This window comes from Ramlibacter sp., assembly GCF_035706265.1.
GTDB lineage: Bacteria > Pseudomonadota > Gammaproteobacteria > Burkholderiales > Burkholderiaceae_C > Ramlibacter.
In genome coordinates this window covers 1-18,833 of record NZ_DASSVG010000341.1, presented here as the reverse complement: position 1 = coordinate 18,833, position 18,833 = coordinate 1, and the positions used below count along the sequence as shown (strand labels likewise).

General features: G+C 70.9%; 19 protein-coding genes. 5 read left to right on the top strand and 14 right to left on the bottom strand.

Features of this window, described 5'->3' with window-relative positions:
• From VFM98_RS12420 to VFM98_RS12355, 14 genes are all read right to left on the bottom strand, one after another.
• A partial coding sequence (locus VFM98_RS12420; protein WP_325110235.1) for a tetratricopeptide repeat protein occupies positions 1-622 on the bottom strand: 622 nt, incomplete at its 3' end.
• A gap of 17 nt (positions 623-639) precedes the next feature.
• The gene (locus tag VFM98_RS12415; RefSeq protein WP_325110234.1) at positions 640-1,572 is read right to left on the bottom strand and encodes a type II secretion system F family protein; all 933 of its coding nucleotides are present in this window, start codon (positions 1,570-1,572) and stop codon (positions 640-642) included.
• Positions 1,573-1,581: 9 nt separating this feature from the next.
• A complete protein-coding gene (locus tag VFM98_RS12410; protein ID WP_325110233.1) occupies positions 1,582-2,553 on the bottom strand; it encodes a type II secretion system F family protein in 972 nt (323 codons plus the stop codon).
• Between the two features lie 2 nt (positions 2,554-2,555).
• Positions 2,556-3,902, bottom strand: a complete 1,347-nt coding sequence (locus tag VFM98_RS12405; RefSeq protein ID WP_325110232.1) for a CpaF family protein — start codon at positions 3,900-3,902, stop codon at positions 2,556-2,558.
• A gap of 24 nt (positions 3,903-3,926) precedes the next feature.
• Positions 3,927-5,108, bottom strand: a complete 1,182-nt coding sequence (locus tag VFM98_RS12400; protein ID WP_325110231.1) for an AAA family ATPase — start codon at positions 5,106-5,108, stop codon at positions 3,927-3,929.
• A 7-nt stretch (positions 5,109-5,115) separates the two neighbouring features.
• Positions 5,116-5,571 carry a TadE family protein gene (locus VFM98_RS12395; RefSeq protein WP_325110230.1) on the bottom strand — a complete coding sequence of 152 codons (456 nt, stop codon included), beginning with the start codon at positions 5,569-5,571 and terminating at the stop codon, positions 5,116-5,118.
• A complete protein-coding gene (locus VFM98_RS12390; protein ID WP_325110229.1) occupies positions 5,568-5,960 on the bottom strand; it encodes a TadE/TadG family type IV pilus assembly protein in 393 nt (130 codons plus the stop codon). Before VFM98_RS12390 ends, VFM98_RS12395 begins: the two co-directional genes overlap by 4 nt.
• Before the next feature lie 52 nt (positions 5,961-6,012).
• The gene (locus tag VFM98_RS12385; RefSeq protein ID WP_325110228.1) at positions 6,013-7,320 is read right to left on the bottom strand and encodes a TadE/TadG family type IV pilus assembly protein; all 1,308 of its coding nucleotides are present in this window, start codon (positions 7,318-7,320) and stop codon (positions 6,013-6,015) included.
• Positions 7,321-7,345: 25 nt separating this feature from the next.
• Positions 7,346-7,636, bottom strand: coding sequence for a hypothetical protein (locus VFM98_RS12380; RefSeq protein WP_325110227.1), 291 nt, complete (start codon positions 7,634-7,636; stop codon positions 7,346-7,348).
• Positions 7,637-7,664: 28 nt separating this feature from the next.
• Entirely contained in the window at positions 7,665-9,068 is a 1,404-nt protein-coding gene (locus VFM98_RS12375; RefSeq protein ID WP_325110226.1) for a type II and III secretion system protein family protein, read from the bottom strand.
• A gap of 16 nt (positions 9,069-9,084) precedes the next feature.
• The gene (cpaB, locus tag VFM98_RS12370; protein ID WP_325110225.1) at positions 9,085-10,038 is read right to left on the bottom strand and encodes a Flp pilus assembly protein CpaB; all 954 of its coding nucleotides are present in this window, start codon (positions 10,036-10,038) and stop codon (positions 9,085-9,087) included.
• Between the two features lie 29 nt (positions 10,039-10,067).
• Complete coding sequence (locus VFM98_RS12365) at positions 10,068-10,601, bottom strand: A24 family peptidase (RefSeq protein ID WP_325110224.1); 534 nt, start codon at positions 10,599-10,601, stop codon at positions 10,068-10,070.
• A gap of 13 nt (positions 10,602-10,614) precedes the next feature.
• Entirely contained in the window at positions 10,615-10,839 is a 225-nt protein-coding gene (locus tag VFM98_RS12360; protein WP_325110236.1) for a Flp family type IVb pilin, read from the bottom strand.
• 300 nt (positions 10,840-11,139) lie between these two features.
• The gene (locus tag VFM98_RS12355; RefSeq protein WP_325110223.1) at positions 11,140-12,027 is read right to left on the bottom strand and encodes a dienelactone hydrolase family protein; all 888 of its coding nucleotides are present in this window, start codon (positions 12,025-12,027) and stop codon (positions 11,140-11,142) included.
• 152 nt (positions 12,028-12,179) lie between these two features.
• Between VFM98_RS12355 and VFM98_RS12350 the strand changes: the two genes are divergently transcribed.
• From VFM98_RS12350 to VFM98_RS12330, 5 genes are read left to right on the top strand one after another with little or no spacing between them, the layout of a single operon-like run.
• Complete coding sequence (locus tag VFM98_RS12350; protein WP_325110222.1) at positions 12,180-12,497, top strand: PqqD family protein; 318 nt, start codon at positions 12,180-12,182, stop codon at positions 12,495-12,497.
• The gene (locus VFM98_RS12345) at positions 12,494-13,582 is read left to right on the top strand and encodes an ATP-grasp domain-containing protein (protein WP_325110221.1); all 1,089 of its coding nucleotides are present in this window, start codon (positions 12,494-12,496) and stop codon (positions 13,580-13,582) included. Before VFM98_RS12350 ends, VFM98_RS12345 begins: the two co-directional genes overlap by 4 nt.
• Positions 13,579-15,006, top strand: coding sequence for an alanine racemase (locus tag VFM98_RS12340; RefSeq protein WP_325110220.1), 1,428 nt, complete (start codon positions 13,579-13,581; stop codon positions 15,004-15,006). Before VFM98_RS12345 ends, VFM98_RS12340 begins: the two co-directional genes overlap by 4 nt.
• A gap of 10 nt (positions 15,007-15,016) precedes the next feature.
• Complete coding sequence (locus VFM98_RS12335) at positions 15,017-17,296, top strand: urea transporter (RefSeq protein WP_325110219.1); 2,280 nt, start codon at positions 15,017-15,019, stop codon at positions 17,294-17,296.
• Positions 17,297-17,330: 34 nt separating this feature from the next.
• On the top strand, positions 17,331-18,833 hold the full coding sequence (locus VFM98_RS12330) for an ABC transporter substrate-binding protein (RefSeq protein WP_325110218.1): 1,503 nt from the start codon (positions 17,331-17,333) through the stop codon (positions 18,831-18,833).

Sequence of the window (18,833 nt, the reverse complement as noted above, 5' to 3'; positions counted from 1 at the left end):
CTTGGACGGCCGCGGCGGCTGCAACCTCGTGGATTTCAACCGGGGCAGTGGCTGCCACCTCGTGGATTTCCGTCGGCACTGTGGCTGCAACTTCGTGGATCTCCATGGCTGGGGCGGCGCCCAGGGCGGTGGCTGCGGCCTCCTGCTGCCGGGCCTCGGCCCGGGCGCACGCCAGGTTCTGCAGCACGGTCCCATCCAGCGGTGCGAGCCGCTGCGCGGCCTGCAGTTCCGCCACCGCCTCGGCGGCGCGGCCCTGCCGCAGCAGGTGGTAGCCCAGGTTGTTGTGCGTGGCGGAGGACGCGGGGTCCTGCTCCAGTGCGGCGCGGAACGCCTTTTCGGCGAGGTCGGCCTCGCCCCGCTCCGAGCGCAGCGCGCCCACGGCATTGAGGGTGCCGACGTGCCGGCGATCCATCTCCAGCGCCTGGGCATAGGCGGCCAGTGCGGCGGTGCCGCGGCCCTGTCCGTGCAGGTAGCGGCCGAGCCGGTAATAGCTTTCCGCGTTGCCGGCGGCCGGCGCGGCTCCGATGGCCTGGCGCTGCGGCGTCGGCGCAGACGGGCCGGTGGCGCAGCCGACCAGCAGGAGGGCGGCCAGCGGAAGGACGCAGTGACGGAACGTGGACATGCGGTGTACTCCTGCGGTCAGCCCCCGACACGGGTGATGAAGTTGCGGTAGATGGCGATCGCCGCCGGCCCGAGCAGCACGGCCAGCAGCGCCGGGAAGATGCAGAAGACGAGCGGGAACAGCAGCTTCACCGGCAGCTTGGCGGCGCGCTCCTCGGCCAGCAGGCGGCGCCGCGTGCGCAGCGCGTCCGAGTGCACCCGCAGGGCCTCGGCCACGCTGGTGCCGAAGCGGTCCGCCTGCACCAGCATCGCGACGAGCGCGTCGATGTCTTCCAGCGAGACGCGCAAGGCCAGGTTGCGCAGGGCGTCCGCGCGCGAGGCTCCCGCCCGCAGTTCCAGCCCCACGAGCTGGAACTCTTCGGCCAGTGCGTGGCTTTCGAGTTCCATGTCGCGGCCGACGCGCTCGATGCAGGCGTCGATGCCGAGGCCGGCCTCGACGCAGACGCGCATGAGGTCCAGCGCGTCCGGGAAGGCTTCGAACAGGTCGCGCTGGCGGTGCGCGACCAGCCGCGCCAGCGCCGCGTTCGGCAGGTAGTAGCCGATCGCAGCCAACAGCACCAGCAGCCAGGGCAGCACCGTGGGCCGGGTGTCCACCTTCGTGATCCACAGGGACAGCAGGAGCAGCCCGGGCAGCGCCAGCGTCAGCAGCGTCTTGAGCCCGAAGTAGGCGATCGGTGCGCTCGGCGAACGCAGTCCGGCGTTGTAGAAGCGCACGCGCAGCGGCGACTTCTCCCAGCCGCCCTCGGGCAGGGCCGGACGGGCCAGCGGCGCGAGCCAGCGCGCCAGTGCCTCGGCCGGCGCATTCTTGTGGTGCGCGGCCGGCGATGCTGCGCCCGCAATGGCTTCGACGCGCTCCTGCGCCGGGTGCGGCACGAATTCCCGCAGCGCGAAGAAGCTCGCGGCCGAAACGGCGACGAAGACGACCAGGAGGAACAGGATTTGCAGCGACATGGGACCTCCTCAGATGCGGATCCGGACCATCCGCCACATCCACACCAGGCCGACCAGCATCAGCACGAGAACCACGCTGACCAGCCGGATGCCGGCGGGGTCCGTCCAGAGCGGGGCGGCGAAACCGGGGTTGAGCAGCACGATCGCGCCGAGCACCCCGAACGGCAGCAGCGAGAGCACCCAGGCGGACAGGCGCCCCTCTGCGGAGAGCACCCGCACGGTGCCGACGAGGCGCTGCCGCCCGCGGATCAGCTCCGCGATGGACTGCAGGATTTCCGCCAGGTTGCCGCCGGTCTCGCGCTGGATCAGGGTGGCGACGACGAAGAAGCGCAGGTCCTTGCTGGCGACGCGGGTGGCCAGGTGCGTGAGCGCCGCGTCGGCCGTCACGCCGAAGTTGATCTCGTCGAAGGTGGCGAGGAATTCGGCGGCGATCGGCTGCGGGCCTTCGGTGCCCGCCAGGTGCAGCGCGCTGCTGAAGGCATGGCCCGCCTGCATGGCGCGCGCCATCAGGTCCAGCGCATCGGGCAGTTGCTGGTCGATGCGGCGCATGCGCTGCAAGCGCCGGCGCTGCACGTAGCCGGCGCACAGGAGCGCGCCGGCGACGGCGCAGGCGGCCAGCGCCCACGCGGGGGCGCCGAGCACGGTGGCCACGAGCACGGCGCCGAGCGCGAGCGAGCCGGAAAGCAGCAGGAACTGCGCCACGGTGAGGTCGACGCCGGACTGGAGCAGAAAGCGGTCCAGCGCGTGGATGCGCGGGACTTCCAGCAGCAGGCGCTGCATGGCCGGCACGTCGCTCAGCACCCGCTTGCGCACCAGCGGCGGCGCGACGTGGTTGCCCGCCGCCGAGATCGACTGGATCCGGCGCGCGATCCGTTGCGCCTCCGGGCCGCTGTGGGCGTTCCATGCGAGGTACAGCCCTTCGAGCAATGCCACCACGGCCAGGAAGCAGAGCGCCAGGAAAGCGTAGTACAGGAGGTCCATGATCACTCCATGCGGCGTTCGGGATCGAACAGGTCTTCGGCCAGCTCGACGCCCCGGGTGCGCAGGCGCTGCGCGAACTTGGGCCGGATGCCCGTCGCACGGAAGCGCCCGAGCACCGAGCCGTCGCTGGCCACCCCGGTCTGGTCGAACAGGAAGATCTCCTGCATGGTCACCACGTCGCCTTCCATGCCGGTCAGCTCCTGCAGGCTCACCAGCTTGCGGCGGCCGTCCGCCATGCGCGAGATCTGGATCACCACCGACAGCGCGGCGGAGATCTGGTGGCGCATGGTGCGCGCGGACGCCTGCAGTCCCGCCATGCCCAGCATGTGCTCCAGGCGGGTGAGGGCGTCGCGCGGCGAGTTGGCGTGGATCGTCGTCATCGATCCTTCATGGCCGGTGTTCATCGCCTGCAGCATGTCCAGCACCTCGGCGCCGCGCACCTCGCCGACGATGATGCGGTCCGGCCGCATGCGCAGGCTGTTGCGCACCAGGGCGCGCTGGTTGATCTCGCCCTTGCCCTCGATGTTCGGCGGGCGCGTCTCCAGGCGCACCACGTGCGGCTGCTGCAGCTGCAGTTCCGCCGCGTCCTCGATCGTGATGATCCGTTCGTCCGCGGGAATCGCCGCGGACATCACGTTCAGCAGCGTCGTCTTGCCGGAGCCGGTGCCGCCGGAGATCAGCAGGTTCACCCTGCCGCGCACCAGGCCCGTCACCAGCTCCGCCATCTCGCGCGTGAGGGTGCCGAACGAGAGCAGGTCGTCCATGCCGTAGGGGATCACCGCGAAGCGGCGGATCGACAGCATGGGCCCGTCGAGCGCCAGCGGCGGGATCACCGCGTTCACCCGCGAGCCGTCCGGCAGCCGGGCGTCGACCATCGGGCTGGATTCGTCGATGCGCCGGCCCACGCGCGACACGATCTTGTCGATCACGCGCATCAGGTGCGCGCTGCTGTCGAAGCGCACCGCGGTCTGCTCCAGCTTGCCGCGGCGCTCCACGTACACGCTGCCGGGGCCGTTCACCAGGATGTCCGACACCGTGGTGTCCGCCAGCAGCGGCTCCAGCGGGCCGAGGCCCAGCATCTCGTTCTGGATCGCCTCGACGATGGCGCGCCGCTCGAGGTCGGAGAGGACCTCCTTCTGCTGGTCCAGCAGGCGTTCGGCGATCGCCCCGAGTTCGGCGCGCAGCCGCTCCTGCGGCATGGCTTCCATGCTGCGCAGGTCCACCTGCGCCAGGATGTCCTTGTGCAGCTGCGACTTGACCAGCGCGAACTGGCGCTGCGGCGCGATGGAGGCGAGGCCGGCCAGCACTGGGGAAGGCCGCTGCTGTTCGAGAGTTTCTCTGAGGGACATGGTCTGCTTCCTCCGTACTTGCGCTCAGATGCTGCCGTCGAGGATCAACCGCCGCAGCCAGCCACGGGCGTCGCGGCGCCGCTCGGGCTGGGCCAGGTCCATCCCGTCGGCGATCTCGCGCAGCGCGCGCGCCACGGGCGAGCGCGGGTGCATCTGCGCGATCGGGACGCCGGCGTTCACGGCCTCCGGAACTTCGTCGAGGTTGTCGGGCACGCGATGGGCGACCTTGAGCCCGACGCCTTTTTCGACCTGGGCCAGGCCCAGGCCGCCGCGGCGGCCCTCGCGGTTCAGCACCAGTCGCAGCTTCTGCTGCGGCGCGCCGATGGCGGCCAGCACGCGGACCAGGCGGCGCGCGTCCCGCACGTGCGGGATCATGTTCTCGGCCACCAGGAAGGTGGTTTCCGACTTGTCCAGCGCCTTGATGCCCAGCGGGTCCATCATGCGTTCGACGTCCAGCAGCACCACGTCGTAGACCATCCGGGCGACCTCGATCACGCGTTCGAGCTGGAACGCGGTGACCCCCAGCGCGTCCTCCGGCTGCTCCGGGGCCGCCAGCAGGTGGAAGCCTTCGGAGATGTGCAGCATGCTTGCCTCGAGCAGGTCGGCGTCGAGGCGGTCGATGTGCCGTGCCAGTTCCGCCAGGCTGCTGCGCGCGGGCTGGTCGCTCACGAAGCAGGCTGAATCGCCGTACTGCAGGTCGAGGTCCAGCAGGGCCACGCGCAGGCTGCGCTCGGAGGCCAGGACGTAGCCGAGGTTGGCCGCGATGAAGGTGGCGCCGCTGCCGCCCTTGCAGGCGACGAAGGACATCACGCGCCCCAGTTGCGTTGCGCCGCCCGGCGGCCGCGCGCGCTGCGCGGCGCGCTGCAGGGCGGCCGCGAGATCCGCGGCGGCCGGCGGGTCGGGCAGGACTTCGCCGACGCCGGCGCGCATGGCCCGCAGCAGCAGGTCGGCGTCGCGGCTGGTGCTCAGGAGGATGACGGCGAGCGCGGGCCGCGCGGCGGTGAGCCATTCCAGCTGCGGCAGGTCGCGCTCGGGCGTGCCCGACTGCACCACGAGCACGTCGCCCTGCACGCGCGCCAGCAGCGGCTGCAGCGGTTCGCCTGCAGCGCGCGCCAGCGGCTGGACCGAGCTGGCGCCCTCCTGCCGCGCCACCCGCGCGAGTTCGGCCGCGAAGTCCTCGCCTTGGCAGATCAGGGTGGTTCTCATGGGGTCCTCACGTGACGCCCAGCGCTTCGACGGGCACCGTGGTCGCGACGCCGGGCATCAGCAGCCGGTCCGGCAGGAAGCGGCCGAGAGGCGTCATGGCGACGGCCGGATGGAACTCGCCCTGGATGCGCACCTGCACGAAGACGCAGGTCCCGCGCTCGCAGTTGCGGCTGGCGTAGGGCGCGAAGTGGATCCCGTCGGGCGAATACAGGACCTCGATGTCGGACCACTGCAGTTGCGGCATGCTCACGCGCATCGCGTCCAGCACCGGCTGGGGGGTGCTGCCCATGGCGGCGATCGCCGCGGCCCGGGCGCCGGCGCGGGTCGCCTGCACCGCCGAATTCCACGTGTACACCGCGCGCCCGAGTTCCAGCATCCCGAACAGCAGGATGATGAGGATGATCACCGTGAAAGCGAATTCGACGATGAACGCCCCGTGCCGGCGGCCGTGGGTGCGCTTCATGATGCCGCCTGCCGCATGGTGCAGCTGATGTCGCCGAAGGTCAGGCTGCCGACGGGCCAGCCGATCACCGGCGTGAAGGCATAGCGCTGGATCGTCACGGTCACGACGTCGACCGCGCCCGATCCCGTGCTCTGGGTGCGATGGCTGATCCGCACATTCGCCGGCTCGAGGCCCGGCACGAGCGGCACCAGGGTGCTGCCGCAGGACTGTCCGTATACCGCGTGGCACACGGCCTGCGCATCCTGCGCCGCGCCGGCCGACATCGAGGCATAGCGGGCGGCGTCGCGCGTCGCCTTCAGCAGCGTGTTGTAGTAGTAGAGGGCGCGGCCGGTCTCGGTGGTACCGAACGCGAGCACCATCAGCGGGACCAGCAGGATCGCAAGCTCCACGGCGGCCACTCCCCGCATCCTTTGCCGCAAGCGTCGTGCATCCATGGCCGTCTCACTTCACCAGTGCCGGGACCAGCGGCCCGAAATTGCCCGGAGCCCCTGTCGATCCGCACGCGCCGGCGCTTGCCAGCCCGCGGAATTCGAGCCGCACATCGGTATCCGGGTCGTTGATGGGGCTGAGCATCAGCGCACAAGCCCAGTCCAACACCTCCATGTTCTTGCCGGTGGGAGTCCAGTCCGCGCAGCGGATGATCGGTGCCAGCGCAAGCCTGCGGTCCTGGCCGTGAGCCTGGTGGTCGTCCGACCTGAGCGGGCCCGGATTGCCCGGGAAGTTGGCGGTGTGCCCGTTGGCCTCCAGCACGTTGTTGGGGTCGTACGGGACGAAACCGTCCTTCTTGGCGAGGTAGTCGTAGTAGGCGTTCCTGGGGTTGGCCGGCGTTCCGAAGTCGATTTCGCCGGCTGCATCCGAGGGCGGCCAGTTGCCCGGGATGGTGACCGTCGTGTGGCCCTGCAGGACGCTGCGGGTCGGGGAATAGGCCCAGCCCGTGCGATCGGGGGGATACAGCGTGATGTTGCTGAACGGGCCCGCGTAAAGACCGAAGCGCGTGTTCCAGCCCTTCGCGATGCCCTGCCCCTCGCCGGACTTCGCGTCCACGTGGGTGGGGCGTACGTCGCACAGGCCGGGACCGGCGAGCGCCTCGGCGACCTCGGCTGCGCCCGGCCCGCCGAACTGGATCCAGCCGTACATGCCCGTGATCCCGTTGCCGGCCGTCAGCCGACCCGTGTACCACTTGCCCATTTCGAAGCCGAAGCCGGTGCTGGCGGACTCGGTGGTGCACATCGCCAGCGGGATCGCGCAGAAGCTCTGGCTGTTCATCATCCGGGCCACCGCGTCGGCGCTGAGCGCGATGGCGTCGGGCGAGGCGAGTCCCAGCAGGCGCCCTGCCTGCATGAACAGCAGGTTGACGCTGGCGGCATGGGGCGTGCACCAGGCGTACACGGAGTCGTCCTGCACGGTGTCGGTCCACGCCGCCTCCTCCAGCCGGTTGCTGAAGTGGATGTCGGTCTCCGTGATCACCACCGCGTCGGACTGCAGGCCCACCTTGTTCAGCGTCCCGACCGAGATGGCGGCGTTCTTGCTGCGGCCGGTGGCGCCTTCGCTGCGGTCGTTGAGCTCGCGCGCGGCGGCCAGCGCACAGGCGTCCGCCGCGTTCTGCAGCTCCGTCTTCACCACGTAGAGGCGCCCGAGGTCCACGACCAGGCCGGCCATCATCACCAACCCGACGATCGCCACGCCGACGAGGACGGCAATCGCGCCGCGCTGCCGCGACGGTCGGGAGAGGGGTTTCAGGAGCGACATGGCCGTGGCCCTTTCGTGCGGGTCCCTAGCGGGAGTAACCTCCGCCCGAGGCGCCGCTGCCGACGCCGATGTTCAGGATCGCCGGCGGCAGGGTCGGGGCCTCGAAGCTCTTTTCGTACTGCTCGATCGCCGACTTCGCGGCCGGGCCGTCCAGGTGCATGGGGCCGCGGGCGCGCAGCGGCGCGTCGGGGTCGACCGCCTGGGCCGCGCGGGCGCGCAGGACGGCGCTGCCGAAGGACGCGTCGACGCGGGTGGGCGCCTGGGCGCAGCCCGCCAGCGCGGCGCCGGCCAGGGCGAGGTAGATCAGGGTACGCATGGCTGTGCCTGCCTTTCGAGCGGTTCGTTCACTTCAACTGGAAGCCGGGCGCCGGCGTGGCCGGGGCTTCGGCGGGCGGCGGGGTCGCGCCTTCCACGCGGCCTTCGAGGTAGCGTTCCGCCCGGGTGGGCTCGACGAAGCTGTCGGTCGGCAGCGCGTAGTTCGGCGGCAGCGGCTTGACGAGCCGCGGCGTCACGATGAACAGCAGTTCCGAGCGGTCGGTCTGGAATTCGGTGCTGCGGAACAGCGCGCCCAGCACCGGCAGCTCGCCCAGGCCGGGGAAGGACTTGAGCGCCTCGGTGACGTTGTTCTTGATCAGCCCGCCGATCGCGAAGCTCTCGCCGTCGCGCAACTGCACGGTGGTGGAGGCGCGCCGCGTGTTGATCGTGGGCAGGATGCTGACCTGGCCACCGGCGCGCAGCGTGGTCCCGACCTGCGACAGCTCGGAGACCTCCGGCGCCACGCGCAGGTTGATGCGCCCTTCGTCCAGCACCGTCGGCAGGAAGCGCAGGCCCACGCCGAATTCCTTCTCTTCCAGCGTGATGGTGGTGCCGCCGGTGCCGGTCTGCGGCACCGGGATGTAGATCCTGCCGCCGGCGAGGAAGGTGCCCTCCTGGCCGCTGATCGCCATGATGTTGGGCTCGGCGAGGATCTTCACCAGGCCGTTGTTGATCTCGGCATCGAGCACCAGGTTCGTGCGGCCGCTGCCGCTGGCGGCGGATACCGCCCCGCCGGCACCGGCGAGGAAGTCGGACAGCAGGCGGAACGTGTGCTCGCCGCCGCGCGTGAGGTCCACGTTGCTGCCCAGCCGGTCGAGCAGCGTCTTGGAGACCTCGGCCACCTTCACTTCCAGCATCACCTGCTGGTTGGCCTCGACGCTGAGCATGTTGATGATCTTGCGTCCGCCGCCATAGGCCTCGGCCAGCTGCACCAGGCGGGCGGCCTTCAGCGCGTCGCCGACGCGGCCGCTCAGGACCACGGTGTCGTTGATCGCATCGACGCGCACGCCGGACTCGCTCGGCACCAGTTCGCCCAGGCGCGAGCGGAGGGTGGCGACATCCATGCTCACGACCACGTCGACCAGGGTCGTCCGGTTGCGGGACCAGACGAAGACGTTCGTGCTGCCCGCCTTCTTGCCAAGCAGGTAGACCTCGCGCGGGTTGATCAGGGTCACGTCCGCGATGTCGGGATTGCCCACGGAAACGCGTGCGGCGTCGGACTGCAGGCGCAGCAGGGCGGACCGCCCTGCGGTGAGCCGCATCGGTGGCGCGACCTCGGTCGGACCGCCGAATTCGGCGGCCGCGGGTGCATTGACGGCCGGAGCCGGCGACGGCCTCGGCTGGGCACCCGCCTGGAGGGCCGCCATCGCCGCGGCGGCAACGGTCACCAGGAGGGAACTCCGCAAGGCGGAACGGATTGCGTTGGTGTTCATGTGTGGCCTCGATCGTTCAGAGGGGGCTCTCTTCGGGCTCTTCCACGGTGCGCTTCATGCCGCGGATCACTTCCACCGAGGCGCGCTTCGGCGCCGGGGCGGCGGCGCCCGGGGCAGCCGCGGCACCGGAGATGGCGGCGGCCTGCTGCGCGCGCCGGGCGGCCGGAGTCGGCTTGCGCGCGGCAGTCACGACGCGCGGCCTGGCCGGCGCGGCGCTGGGCGCAGCGGCGGGAGGCTCCACCTTCGCGGCCGCGACGGGCTGCGGCGGGATCTTCTCGGCCGGCCCGAAGAGGTCCATCTTGCGTGCACCGACCGTGGCGGCACTGCCCTTGTCCGCCTGGCTGCGCAGCACGAGCGACAGCGAGCCGACGCTGCGCGCGAGGTCGATCTTCTCGGCCTGCTCGGGGGTGACTTCGAGCGTGACGGCGCTCACCACGCGCGGCTTGGCTTCGCCGGCCTGCGAGGTGTCCTGCGCCACGGCGAGCACCAGGATGCGCTCCAGCACGATCTTGGACACCGCCTTGTTGGCGTCGTCGGCCGTGTTCACCATCACGTCGACGTAGTTGCCCGGGAGCGCGAAGCCGGCGACGCCGACGATTTCGTTGACCTTGACGGTGATGGCGCGCCGCCCTTCCTCGAGGACGGCGGAGAGTCCGCCCTTTTCGCCGGGCGCGGCGAGCCGCGAAGCCACGATCGGTTCGCCCCGCAGCACCTGTGTGTTGAGCACGCGGTCCACGACCTTGTCGGTCTCCGCGTAGGGCTCCTTGAGCGGTGCGCCGGAGGGCCAGTCGACGACCTGCAGCATGTCCGGCCGCAGCCGGGTGCCGACGTCGAGGTCACGGACCGCGACGACGACCTTCTGGGTGGCGACGCTGGCCTGCTGCGCCACCCAGCGGGCAGCGAGCACGACCGCCGCGGCGCCCACCACGACGGAGGTCAGGATGATCAGCCATGGACGGGCGTTCTTCATTTGGGACCTCCTCTTTCAAGCGTCGCTCGTCAGGCCAGGCCCTTGACCAGGAGCACGTAAGCCGCCATCCCGATCGCGATCGCGACGGCGTAGGGCATTCGGGATGGGGAAACAGGCATGTCGCCGCGCCGCGGCACGTCGTGTGCGGCCAGGCGCGCGAACGACGCGAGCAGGCCCACGTGGAGGTTGCGGAACATGGAGCGGAGCGCGCCGCCGCGGGCAGCCCAGAGCAGCGCGAGCAGGCCGCCGGCGGCGAACGTGAACAGCGCGAAGCCGAGCACGCCGGGAAATCCCGTGAAGGTGCCGAGCGCGGCGGCCAGCTTCACGTCGCCGGCGCCGCCGACACCGAGCAGCCAGGCGGGCAGGAACAGGACGAAGGCAACAGCGAGCCCGAGGAGCGCACTGCCCGCGCCCACGCCACCGGGCAGGATGGACAGGCCCATGCCGGCCAGCGCTGCGGCGGCGACGGCGACGTTGGGGATGCGCTGCGATCTCAGGTCCGTCCAGACCGTCACGCCGAGCACCGCGCCGGCCGCCGCCAGCCACAGGGCTTGAGTCGACATTGCGTCCATGGCCTCAACCGCCGGTGCCGCCGCCGAGGGTGCTCGTGCAGGTCTCAGCGCTCGGACTGGCGAGGCAATCGCCGACTCTCTGGAACACGAGGTTGAGGTTCGTGCCCAACGCCTGTACCGACCCGAGGATCACGACGGCGATCAGAGCGGCGATCAGGCCGTATTCGATCGCGGTGGCACCGCTTTCGTCGCGGAGGAACGTTGCAATCTTTCGCATGAGAAGCTCCATCAAGAACGTCACCAGAACCGAAGACGACCCGCGTCTTCGCCCGTGGAACCAACCGTCGGAACGGGTGGACGCTTCCTGCGTCCGCTAGAGCTGGTACGGCTGAGTTCCTGAACGAAATATGGTTGGGCTCCTCGGTCCCTTCTTGATGGCTGTCAAGTTCAATGCCGAGCTGAAAAAGCGCGGCGCCGCCGGCGAGGTGACCCTCGCGGCGGGTCGCAGATGGAGTGGGAGAGGAGAGGTGCGAGGCCGCCGTGCCGCCTCGCGTGCGCGCGGCTTGCGCCTCGGGCGTGCGCGTCTGTCTTAGAGCGCGCTGGCCCGCGCCGTGCGCTCGCCCGCAAAGCGCATGAAGAAGCCCAGCATGCGCCTGCGGCTGTCTTCGGCGGCGAAGGGTTCCTTGCCGACCAGGTTGCCGAGATAGCGTTGCGGCACGATGTCGAGGTCGAACGAGTGTGCGGCCTCGGGGTAGACGATCACATCGAGTTCGGCACCGCTGGAGCGCACGCCCTGGCATTCGCGCGCCGGCACCCAGTCGTCACGGCCGCCCGCAAACACCAGCAGCGGCGCCGCGAGATGGACCTGGCGGCGCCCCTCGAACGGGCCGCACCATGGGTAATAGGCGACGACACCGCGGAAGCCGGCCCCCGTGCCGCGCGCATCCTGCAAGTCCTCGCCCTTGGCGACCTTGATCGCGACGCTGCCGCCGTTGCTCTGTCCCATGAGGAACACGTTGGCGGCATCGACGAAGCCTTGCGACTGGAGATAGCGCAGCGCGTCGTAGGCATCGTGCGTGCGGTACTGGAGTGCGTCCTGCTGCTTGGGCACGCTTTCGCAGACCTTGCCGTTGCCGAGGCGGCGCGGGCCGAAGCTGTCCAGGTCCAGCACCACGAAGCCGCTGCGCACGAACTGCTCCGCATAGCCCTGCATCGTGAAGCGCACCGCGGGCTGCCAGCCGCCGCAGCCGTGCATCAGGACGACCGCCGGAAACGGGCCCGGACCTTCGGGCCGGTGCAATTCCGCGCGCAGCGTCACTTCGGAGGCCGTGTAGCCGACGCTGGCGGGAAACAGCACCATGTCGCCCGCCTGCGCGCCCGCACAGGCGAGCCCTGCCAGCAGTGCGCCCAGCGCGCGCGCCTTGGTGGCGGCAAGGGCAAGCGATCGCACGAGCCGCCGCAAAGGCGTGGCTTCCATAGTCGTTTCTCCGTCAGTGGGGGCGTGGCCAGGCGACATTCGCACCCGCGCGGTGCGAAACAGCCGAGTTGATGGCGCGCAAGGATGAGCAGCTGAGGTCGACTAGCCTGAACACAAGAACGGCTTGCAGTGGAACCAACCCGGGGAAGAGGATGGGCAAGAATAAGGCAGCCACCGCTGGGAAGCATCCGCACCCGATCGGCGGGGGGCACCGCCTGTCGGGATTGCGCTTCTATCCGGGCGGATTCGTCCTCGACAAGGCTTCCGGTCTGTTCTACCGGCTGACGCCGGTTGCGGACTACCTGCTGCGGCAGTACGACGCCGGCACCGAGGTCCGCGAGTTCGTCGAGCTGGTCGAGAGCCGCTACGGCCTGGACCACGCGAGCGCCGTGCGCGACGTGGAACTGCTCCTGAACCAGTTCGCGGGACCGGGCCTGCTGCGCGTGCCGCGGGCGGAGGCGCTGGCATGAGAGCCGCGCCGCGCGCCGTCGCCGTCACCGGCATGCACCGCGGCGAGAACCCGCAGCCCGGTGCCGCCGTCGTGGCCAGCCTGCGCCGCGCCTTCCCGCACCTGCGCGTGCTGGGGTTCTCCTACGACCCCATGGAAAGCAGCCTGTACGGCAGCGGCCCGGACCACCCCGACGCCGCCTACCTCATGCCCTTCCCGGGGGCCGGCGCCGAAGCGCTGCTCGAACGGCTGGACGCTGTCCGCGCGCGCGAGGACCTGGGCTACGTGATTCCCTGCCTCGACTCCGAGATCGAGAACTACATCGCGCTGCAGCCGCGGCTGCGCGAGCGCGGGGTCGAATGCATCCTGCCCTCCCGCGAGTCGTTCGAGGCCCGCCACAAAGCCAATCTGTACGAGTTCTGTCGCCGCAACCACATTCCGGCGCCGGTCACGCTCGCTGCCGCCGATCCCGCCGCGGTGGAGGACTGCGCGGCGCGGATCGGCTATCCGGTGTACGTCAAGGGCCGCCTGTACCACGCGCATCTCGTGTATTCGCGCGAAGGACTGGCGCCGGCCTACGACGAGATCGTCCAGAGCTGGGGCTGGCCGGTGATCGTGCAGGAAAACCTGGTGGGCGAGGAGTACGACGTCACCGGCGTCGGCGACGGCCGCGGCCGCATCCTGGGCAGCTGCAGCATCCGCAAGCTGCTGCGCACGGCCAACGGCAAGGGCTTCGCCGGCATCGTGGTGGAGGACGAGCGGCTCGACGCCCTGGCGCAGCGCATCGTGCAGGCGCTGAAGTGGAACGGCCCGTTCGAACTCGAGTTCGTCCAGGTGGCCGGACGGCCGCACGCGCTGATGGAGATCAATCCGCGCTTTCCGGCCTGGATCGACTTCCCCTCGCAGCTCGGTTGCAACCTGCCGGCGCTCCTGTTCCGGCGCCTGCTGCACCGCCGCGCGCGTGCGCTGCCCGCCTGCCGGGCCGGCCAGATGTTCGTGCGCCACAGCCTGGACGTGGCCGGCGACTTCGCCGAATTCGCCGCGATGGCGAGCGCCGGCGAGCGCGTCTTCCATCCTGCCATTCCCGCGAGCGAGGCCGCGCCGTGAGCACCGATTACTCTCCACCCCTGGTCAGCAACGAACTGGGCCGCCACTCGCTGGAGGCCGCCGCCGACCGCAACCTGTATGCCCGCGGGACGCACGCCGCCTGGCTGGGCGAGATCGACGGCGTTGCCGTCCGCGAACTCGTGAAGCAGTTCGGCTCGCCGCTGTTCGTGTTCTCCGAAGCCACGATCCGCCGCCAGGCGCGGCGCATGCGCGAGGCCTTCACCAGCCGCCACCCCGACACGGTGTTCGCCTGGTCGTACAAGACCAACTACCTCGGTGCGATCTGCCGCGTGCTGCACGAGGAAGGCTGGACGGCGGAGGTGGTGTCCGACTTCGAGTACCAGAAGGCGCGCAAGCTCGGCATCGCGGGCGAGGACATCGTCTACAACGGGCCCTACAAGCCGCGCGCCAGCCTGGAGACGGCGGTGCGCGAGCACGCGCTGATCCAGATCGACAACTGGGACGAACTGACGCTGGTCGAGGAGCTTGCCAGCGGCCTGCCGCAGCCGCTGGACGTCGGCATCCGCGTGTGGCTGGACGCCGGCATACAGCCCGTGTGGTCGAAGTTCGGCTTCGCGCTGGAGAACGGCGAAGCCGCACGCGCCGCGGCGCAGGTGCTCGCGCATCCGAAGCTGCGGCTGCACACGCTGCACACGCACATCGGCACCTACATCCTGGCGCCGGGCGCGTACGCCGTGGCGCTCGCCAAGCTGCTGGCATTGCGCTCGCAGATCCGGCAGGAGCACGGGCACCAGGTGCCGTGCATCAACCTGGGCGGCGGCTTTCCCTCGCTGAGCCTGCTGCACGGAATGCCGGGCCCGGCCGAAGCCGTGGTGCCGCCCATCGAAGCCTATGCGGCGGCCATCGCCGGCGTGCTGGAGAAGGTGCCGGCGCGCGCGCGGCCGCAGTTGCGCCTCGAAAGCGGCCGCTACCTCGTGGACGAGGCGGGCTACCTGCTGGCCTCCGTGGTGGCGGTCAAGGGCGTGCGCGACCCGTTCGCCGCCGGCGACAGCGCCGCCCGGGCCTACAAGGAGCAGATGCTCGCGGGCGACGACGTCCGCACGAGCTATGTGATCGATGCCGGGATCAACCTGCTGTACACGGCCGCCTGGTACCGCATGGACATCCTGCCGACGCATCCGGGTCGCACGCCGCCCGCGCCGACGCGCCTGTACGGTCCGCTGTGCATGGCGATCGACGTGGTCCGCTACACCGTCGACCTGCCGCCGCTGGAACTGGGCGACGTGCTGACGCTGCATCCCGTGGGCGCGTACAACGTCGTGCAGTCGATGCAGTTCATCGCGTACCGGCCGGCGGTCGTGATGATCGGGACCTCGGGGCAACCGGTGCTGATCCGCGCGCGGGAAACCCTGGACGACGTCGCCGGGCCCGAACGCATGCCGGCGCACCTCCAGCAGGGGTGAGAGGCGGACCATGGCGCGCACCCGGCCCGCAGCGGTCTCCACGGCGCCAGTGAGCGCGCCGGTGCGGTGGCACCGCAAGGGGCTGGCGGCGGCAGCGCGCCTGCTCGAGCCGCTGGGACACGCGCTCGGCCACCTGTTCTTCATCCCGCAGCCCTGGATCGGCCTGGTGCTCGGACTGGCACTGCTGGTGCATCCGCCTTACGCGCTGTTCGCGCTGGAGGGCTTCCTGGTCGGCGCGGCGATCAACCGGCTGCTCGGACGCAGCGACGATCCCGCCGGCGGCGGCAGCGTGACGACCAACGCCCTGCTGGCCTCCGTGGTCACGGGCTGGCTCACCGGATCGAGCGGCATCCCCTGGAGCGTGCAGGTGCTGCTGGCGGCGGTGGCGGCGGTGCCGGCCGCATTGCTCGCGGCCGCGGTCGTCCACTTCCTCGCGCGCAGCCCGATGCCGGCCGTGCTGCTGGGGTACTGCATGGCGGCGGCGATGATGTTCTCGATCTGCCCGCAGTGCACGGCCGCTGCCTCCAACGCCATGCCCGGATGGCCGCAACTCGTCGACGCGCGCGGGTGGGGCGAAGGGATGCTGCGTGCGCTCGGCGCGCTCATGTACGGCCGCGACTGGATCTCCGGCGCCTTCGTGGCGCTGGCGGTGCTGCTCTGGTCGCGCGCGCTGCTCGCCTGCGGCATCGCCGGCTGGATCGGCGGCGCGCTGGCGGCGCTCGCCTTCCAGCGCCTGCACCTGGTGTACTACTGGCTCCCGCTCTCGTACAACTTCTTCATCGCCGGCATCGCGCTGGGCGCGGCGCTCTTCCTCCCGGGCCGGGCCAGCCTCGTCGTGGCCGCGGTCGCCGGCGCGATGGCCTCGCTGTTCGGGCTCGCCCTGCAATACGCACTGGGCGGCTCCTCGACTTCGTACCTGCCGCTGTCCTCTGCGCTCGCGATCTGGGTCGGCATCGGTGCCCTGGCAACGACGGGCATCCGTCCGCTGCGCCCCGGCGCCGCCGCGCCGCCGGAACGGCAATGGTGGTCGCACGCCTACTGGCGCGCGCGCCTCGGTGCCGACGTTCCCTTGTTCGCGTCCCCGGTGGCCGGCGAGGTGCTGGTGACGCAGGGCTTCGGCGGCGCGCTCAGTCATGGCGGCGCGCTGCGCCACGCGCTCGACCTCGAACGCCCGCACGTGGCCGGCATGCCCCTGGGCACGATCTTCGGCGCCGACGTCACGTCGCCCGTGGCCGGCACCGTGGAGCGCGTGTGCAACCATGTGGCCGACAACCTGCCCGGGGCCTGCAACCACGCACAACGCTGGGGCAACCACGTCGTGATCCGCCTCGACGGCGGTGCCGGCTCGGCGCTGCTGGCGCACCTGCAGCAGGGCAGCGTCGCGGTGCAGCCCGGGGCCCGGGTGGAGGTGGGCAGCTATCTGGGCCGGGTGGGCAATTCCGGCCGTTCCGCCTTCGCGCACCTGCACTTGCAGCTGCAGTCGGCGGCCGAGCCCGGCTCGCCCACCCGCCCCTTCAAGCTGGCGAACTACCTGGGCGTGCCGGCGAAGGGTTCGACCGTGCGGCCCTGGGTGGTGTCGGGCATCCCGCGGCCGGGCGAGGTGGTCGCCCCGGCCGCGCGCAATCCCGCCGTGTTCCAGGCGCTGGCCGGCTTCGGGCCCGGCGCGGGGCTGTGGATCGTGGAGAGCACGGGTGAAGTCCCGCGTGCCTTCCGCGCGGACGCGCTGCAGCGCGTGGACGTTTCCATCGACAGCCTGGGCCGGCACGTCTTCACCGAGGCCGGCGGCGGCACCCTGGTGGCCTGCCTCGATCCGGATGCGTGGCGCGTCGTCGAACTCGCCGGCCCGTCCTCGCCGCTGCTGCGGCTGCTTGCGCTGGCCGTGTCCACGATCCCGTATGCGGCGCGGATCGGCGTCGGCTGGAGCGACCTGCCGCCGCTGCCGCCCGGCGCCGGCAGTGGCGTGCGGGTGCCGCTGGTGCTCGCCCCCTACGTGACGCGCCCGTTCGTGCGCGTCGCGAGCGAATGCACCGCGGAGGCCGCGCCCCCGGCGCCAGCCTTCGAGATCCTGAGCCGGGTCGAGGCGCGGGCGCCGGGCCTGCCGCTGCAGGTGCGCTGCATGCTTTCGCCCCTGCGGGGGCCCGAGCGCCTGCGCGCGGAGTTCGCCCAGGGCGCCATCACGTTTTCGCTGCTCTCGTTCGCACCGGGCGCGCAGCGCCCGGCCGGCCCGTCGGAAGCCGCACCCCCTTCTTTCAACCACCCCGCGGAGGATCCAAATGCTGAAATGGACTAGTTTGAGGCTATTGACGGCGGCCAGCCTCGTTCCCATGGCGCTCGCCGGGTGCAGCCTGCTGCGCGTGGCGCCGCACGCCAGGCTGGAGGTGATGGATCCCACCTGGACCACCGCCTACATCACGCGCAACCATGGCTATCTCGTCTACGACACGCTGTTCGCGTACGACGAGAACTTCGAGGCCAGGCCGCAGATGGTGGACACGTGGACCGTGTCGCCGGACCGCAAGGCCTGGACCTTCACGCTGCGCGAACAGCTGAAGTGGCACGACGGCACGCCGGTCACGGCGGCCGACTGCGTCGCCTCGTTGCAGCGCTGGGGCAAGCGCGACGGCGCCGGCCAGTTGCTGTTCAAGCAGGTGGAAAGCATCGCGGCGAGCGACGAGCGGACCTTCCACATCCAGCTGCGGTCGCCGCGCACCGACCTGCCGCAGCTGTTCGCCAAGATGTCCGGCATGGTGCCGTTCATGCTGCCGAAGCAGCAGGCACAGCTCGATCCCTCGGTGCCGATCACCAGCCCGATCGGCTCGGGGCCCTACAAGTACAGCCGCTTCTGGTCGGTGCCCTTCATGAACAAGGTGGCTTACGTGAAGAACCGCCACTACGTCGGCCGCCAGGAGCCGCTGTCGCTGGCCGCCGGCAACAAGGAAGGCGAGGCCGACCGCATCGAGTGGATCTACTACCCCACGGCCGCGGAGGCCGCACGGGCGCTGATCGACGCGCAGGTGGACTACGTGGAATCGCCGTCGTACCGCGAGGTGCCGCTGCTGAAGAAGGCCAAGCGCATCACCGTGGCCACCACCGACCCGCTGGGCAACATCGGCATGGCCCGCTTCAACATGCAGCAGCCGCCGTTCGACAACGTCGCCGTGCGCCGCGCTGCCCTCATGGCGATGCAGCAGGAGGACTACATGCAGGCCGCCCTCGGCGACCCGAGCTACTGGCGCACCTGCTACTCGGTGTTCCCGTGCGGCACGCCGCTGGCCGCGCCCACCGACGCGCTGAAGGCCGCGGGCCTCGAGCAGGCCCGCGCCGCGCTGGCCGCCGCGAAGTACGACGGCTCGCCGGTGGTGCTGCTGAACCCGGTCGACAGCCCGGTGCTCTCCGCCTTCACGGCGGTCACGGCGGAAAAGCTGAGCCGGATCGGCATGAACGTGGTGGTCGAGGACATGGATTGGGCCACCCTGCTGAAGCGCCGCACCAACCGCGGCCCGGTGGGGCAGGGCGGCTGGAGCATGTTCCACACCTGGTGGCTGGCCGGTGACCTGCTGGATCCGAGCGCGATCGCCTTCTCGGGCGATCCCGCGAACGGCTGGACCGGCTGGCTGCGCGACGACGCGCTGGAGTCCGCGCGTGTCGCATTCGCCACGGCCGGGACGCCCACCGAGCGCAAGGCGATCGCCGCCCAGGTGCAGCAGCGGATCGTGGCGGACGCGCCTTTCGCGGTGCTCGGGCAATTCTTCGAGCCGGTCGCATTCGCGAAGAAGGTGCAGGGCATCACGTCGCCGATCCAGTTCTACTGGCAACTGCACAAGTGA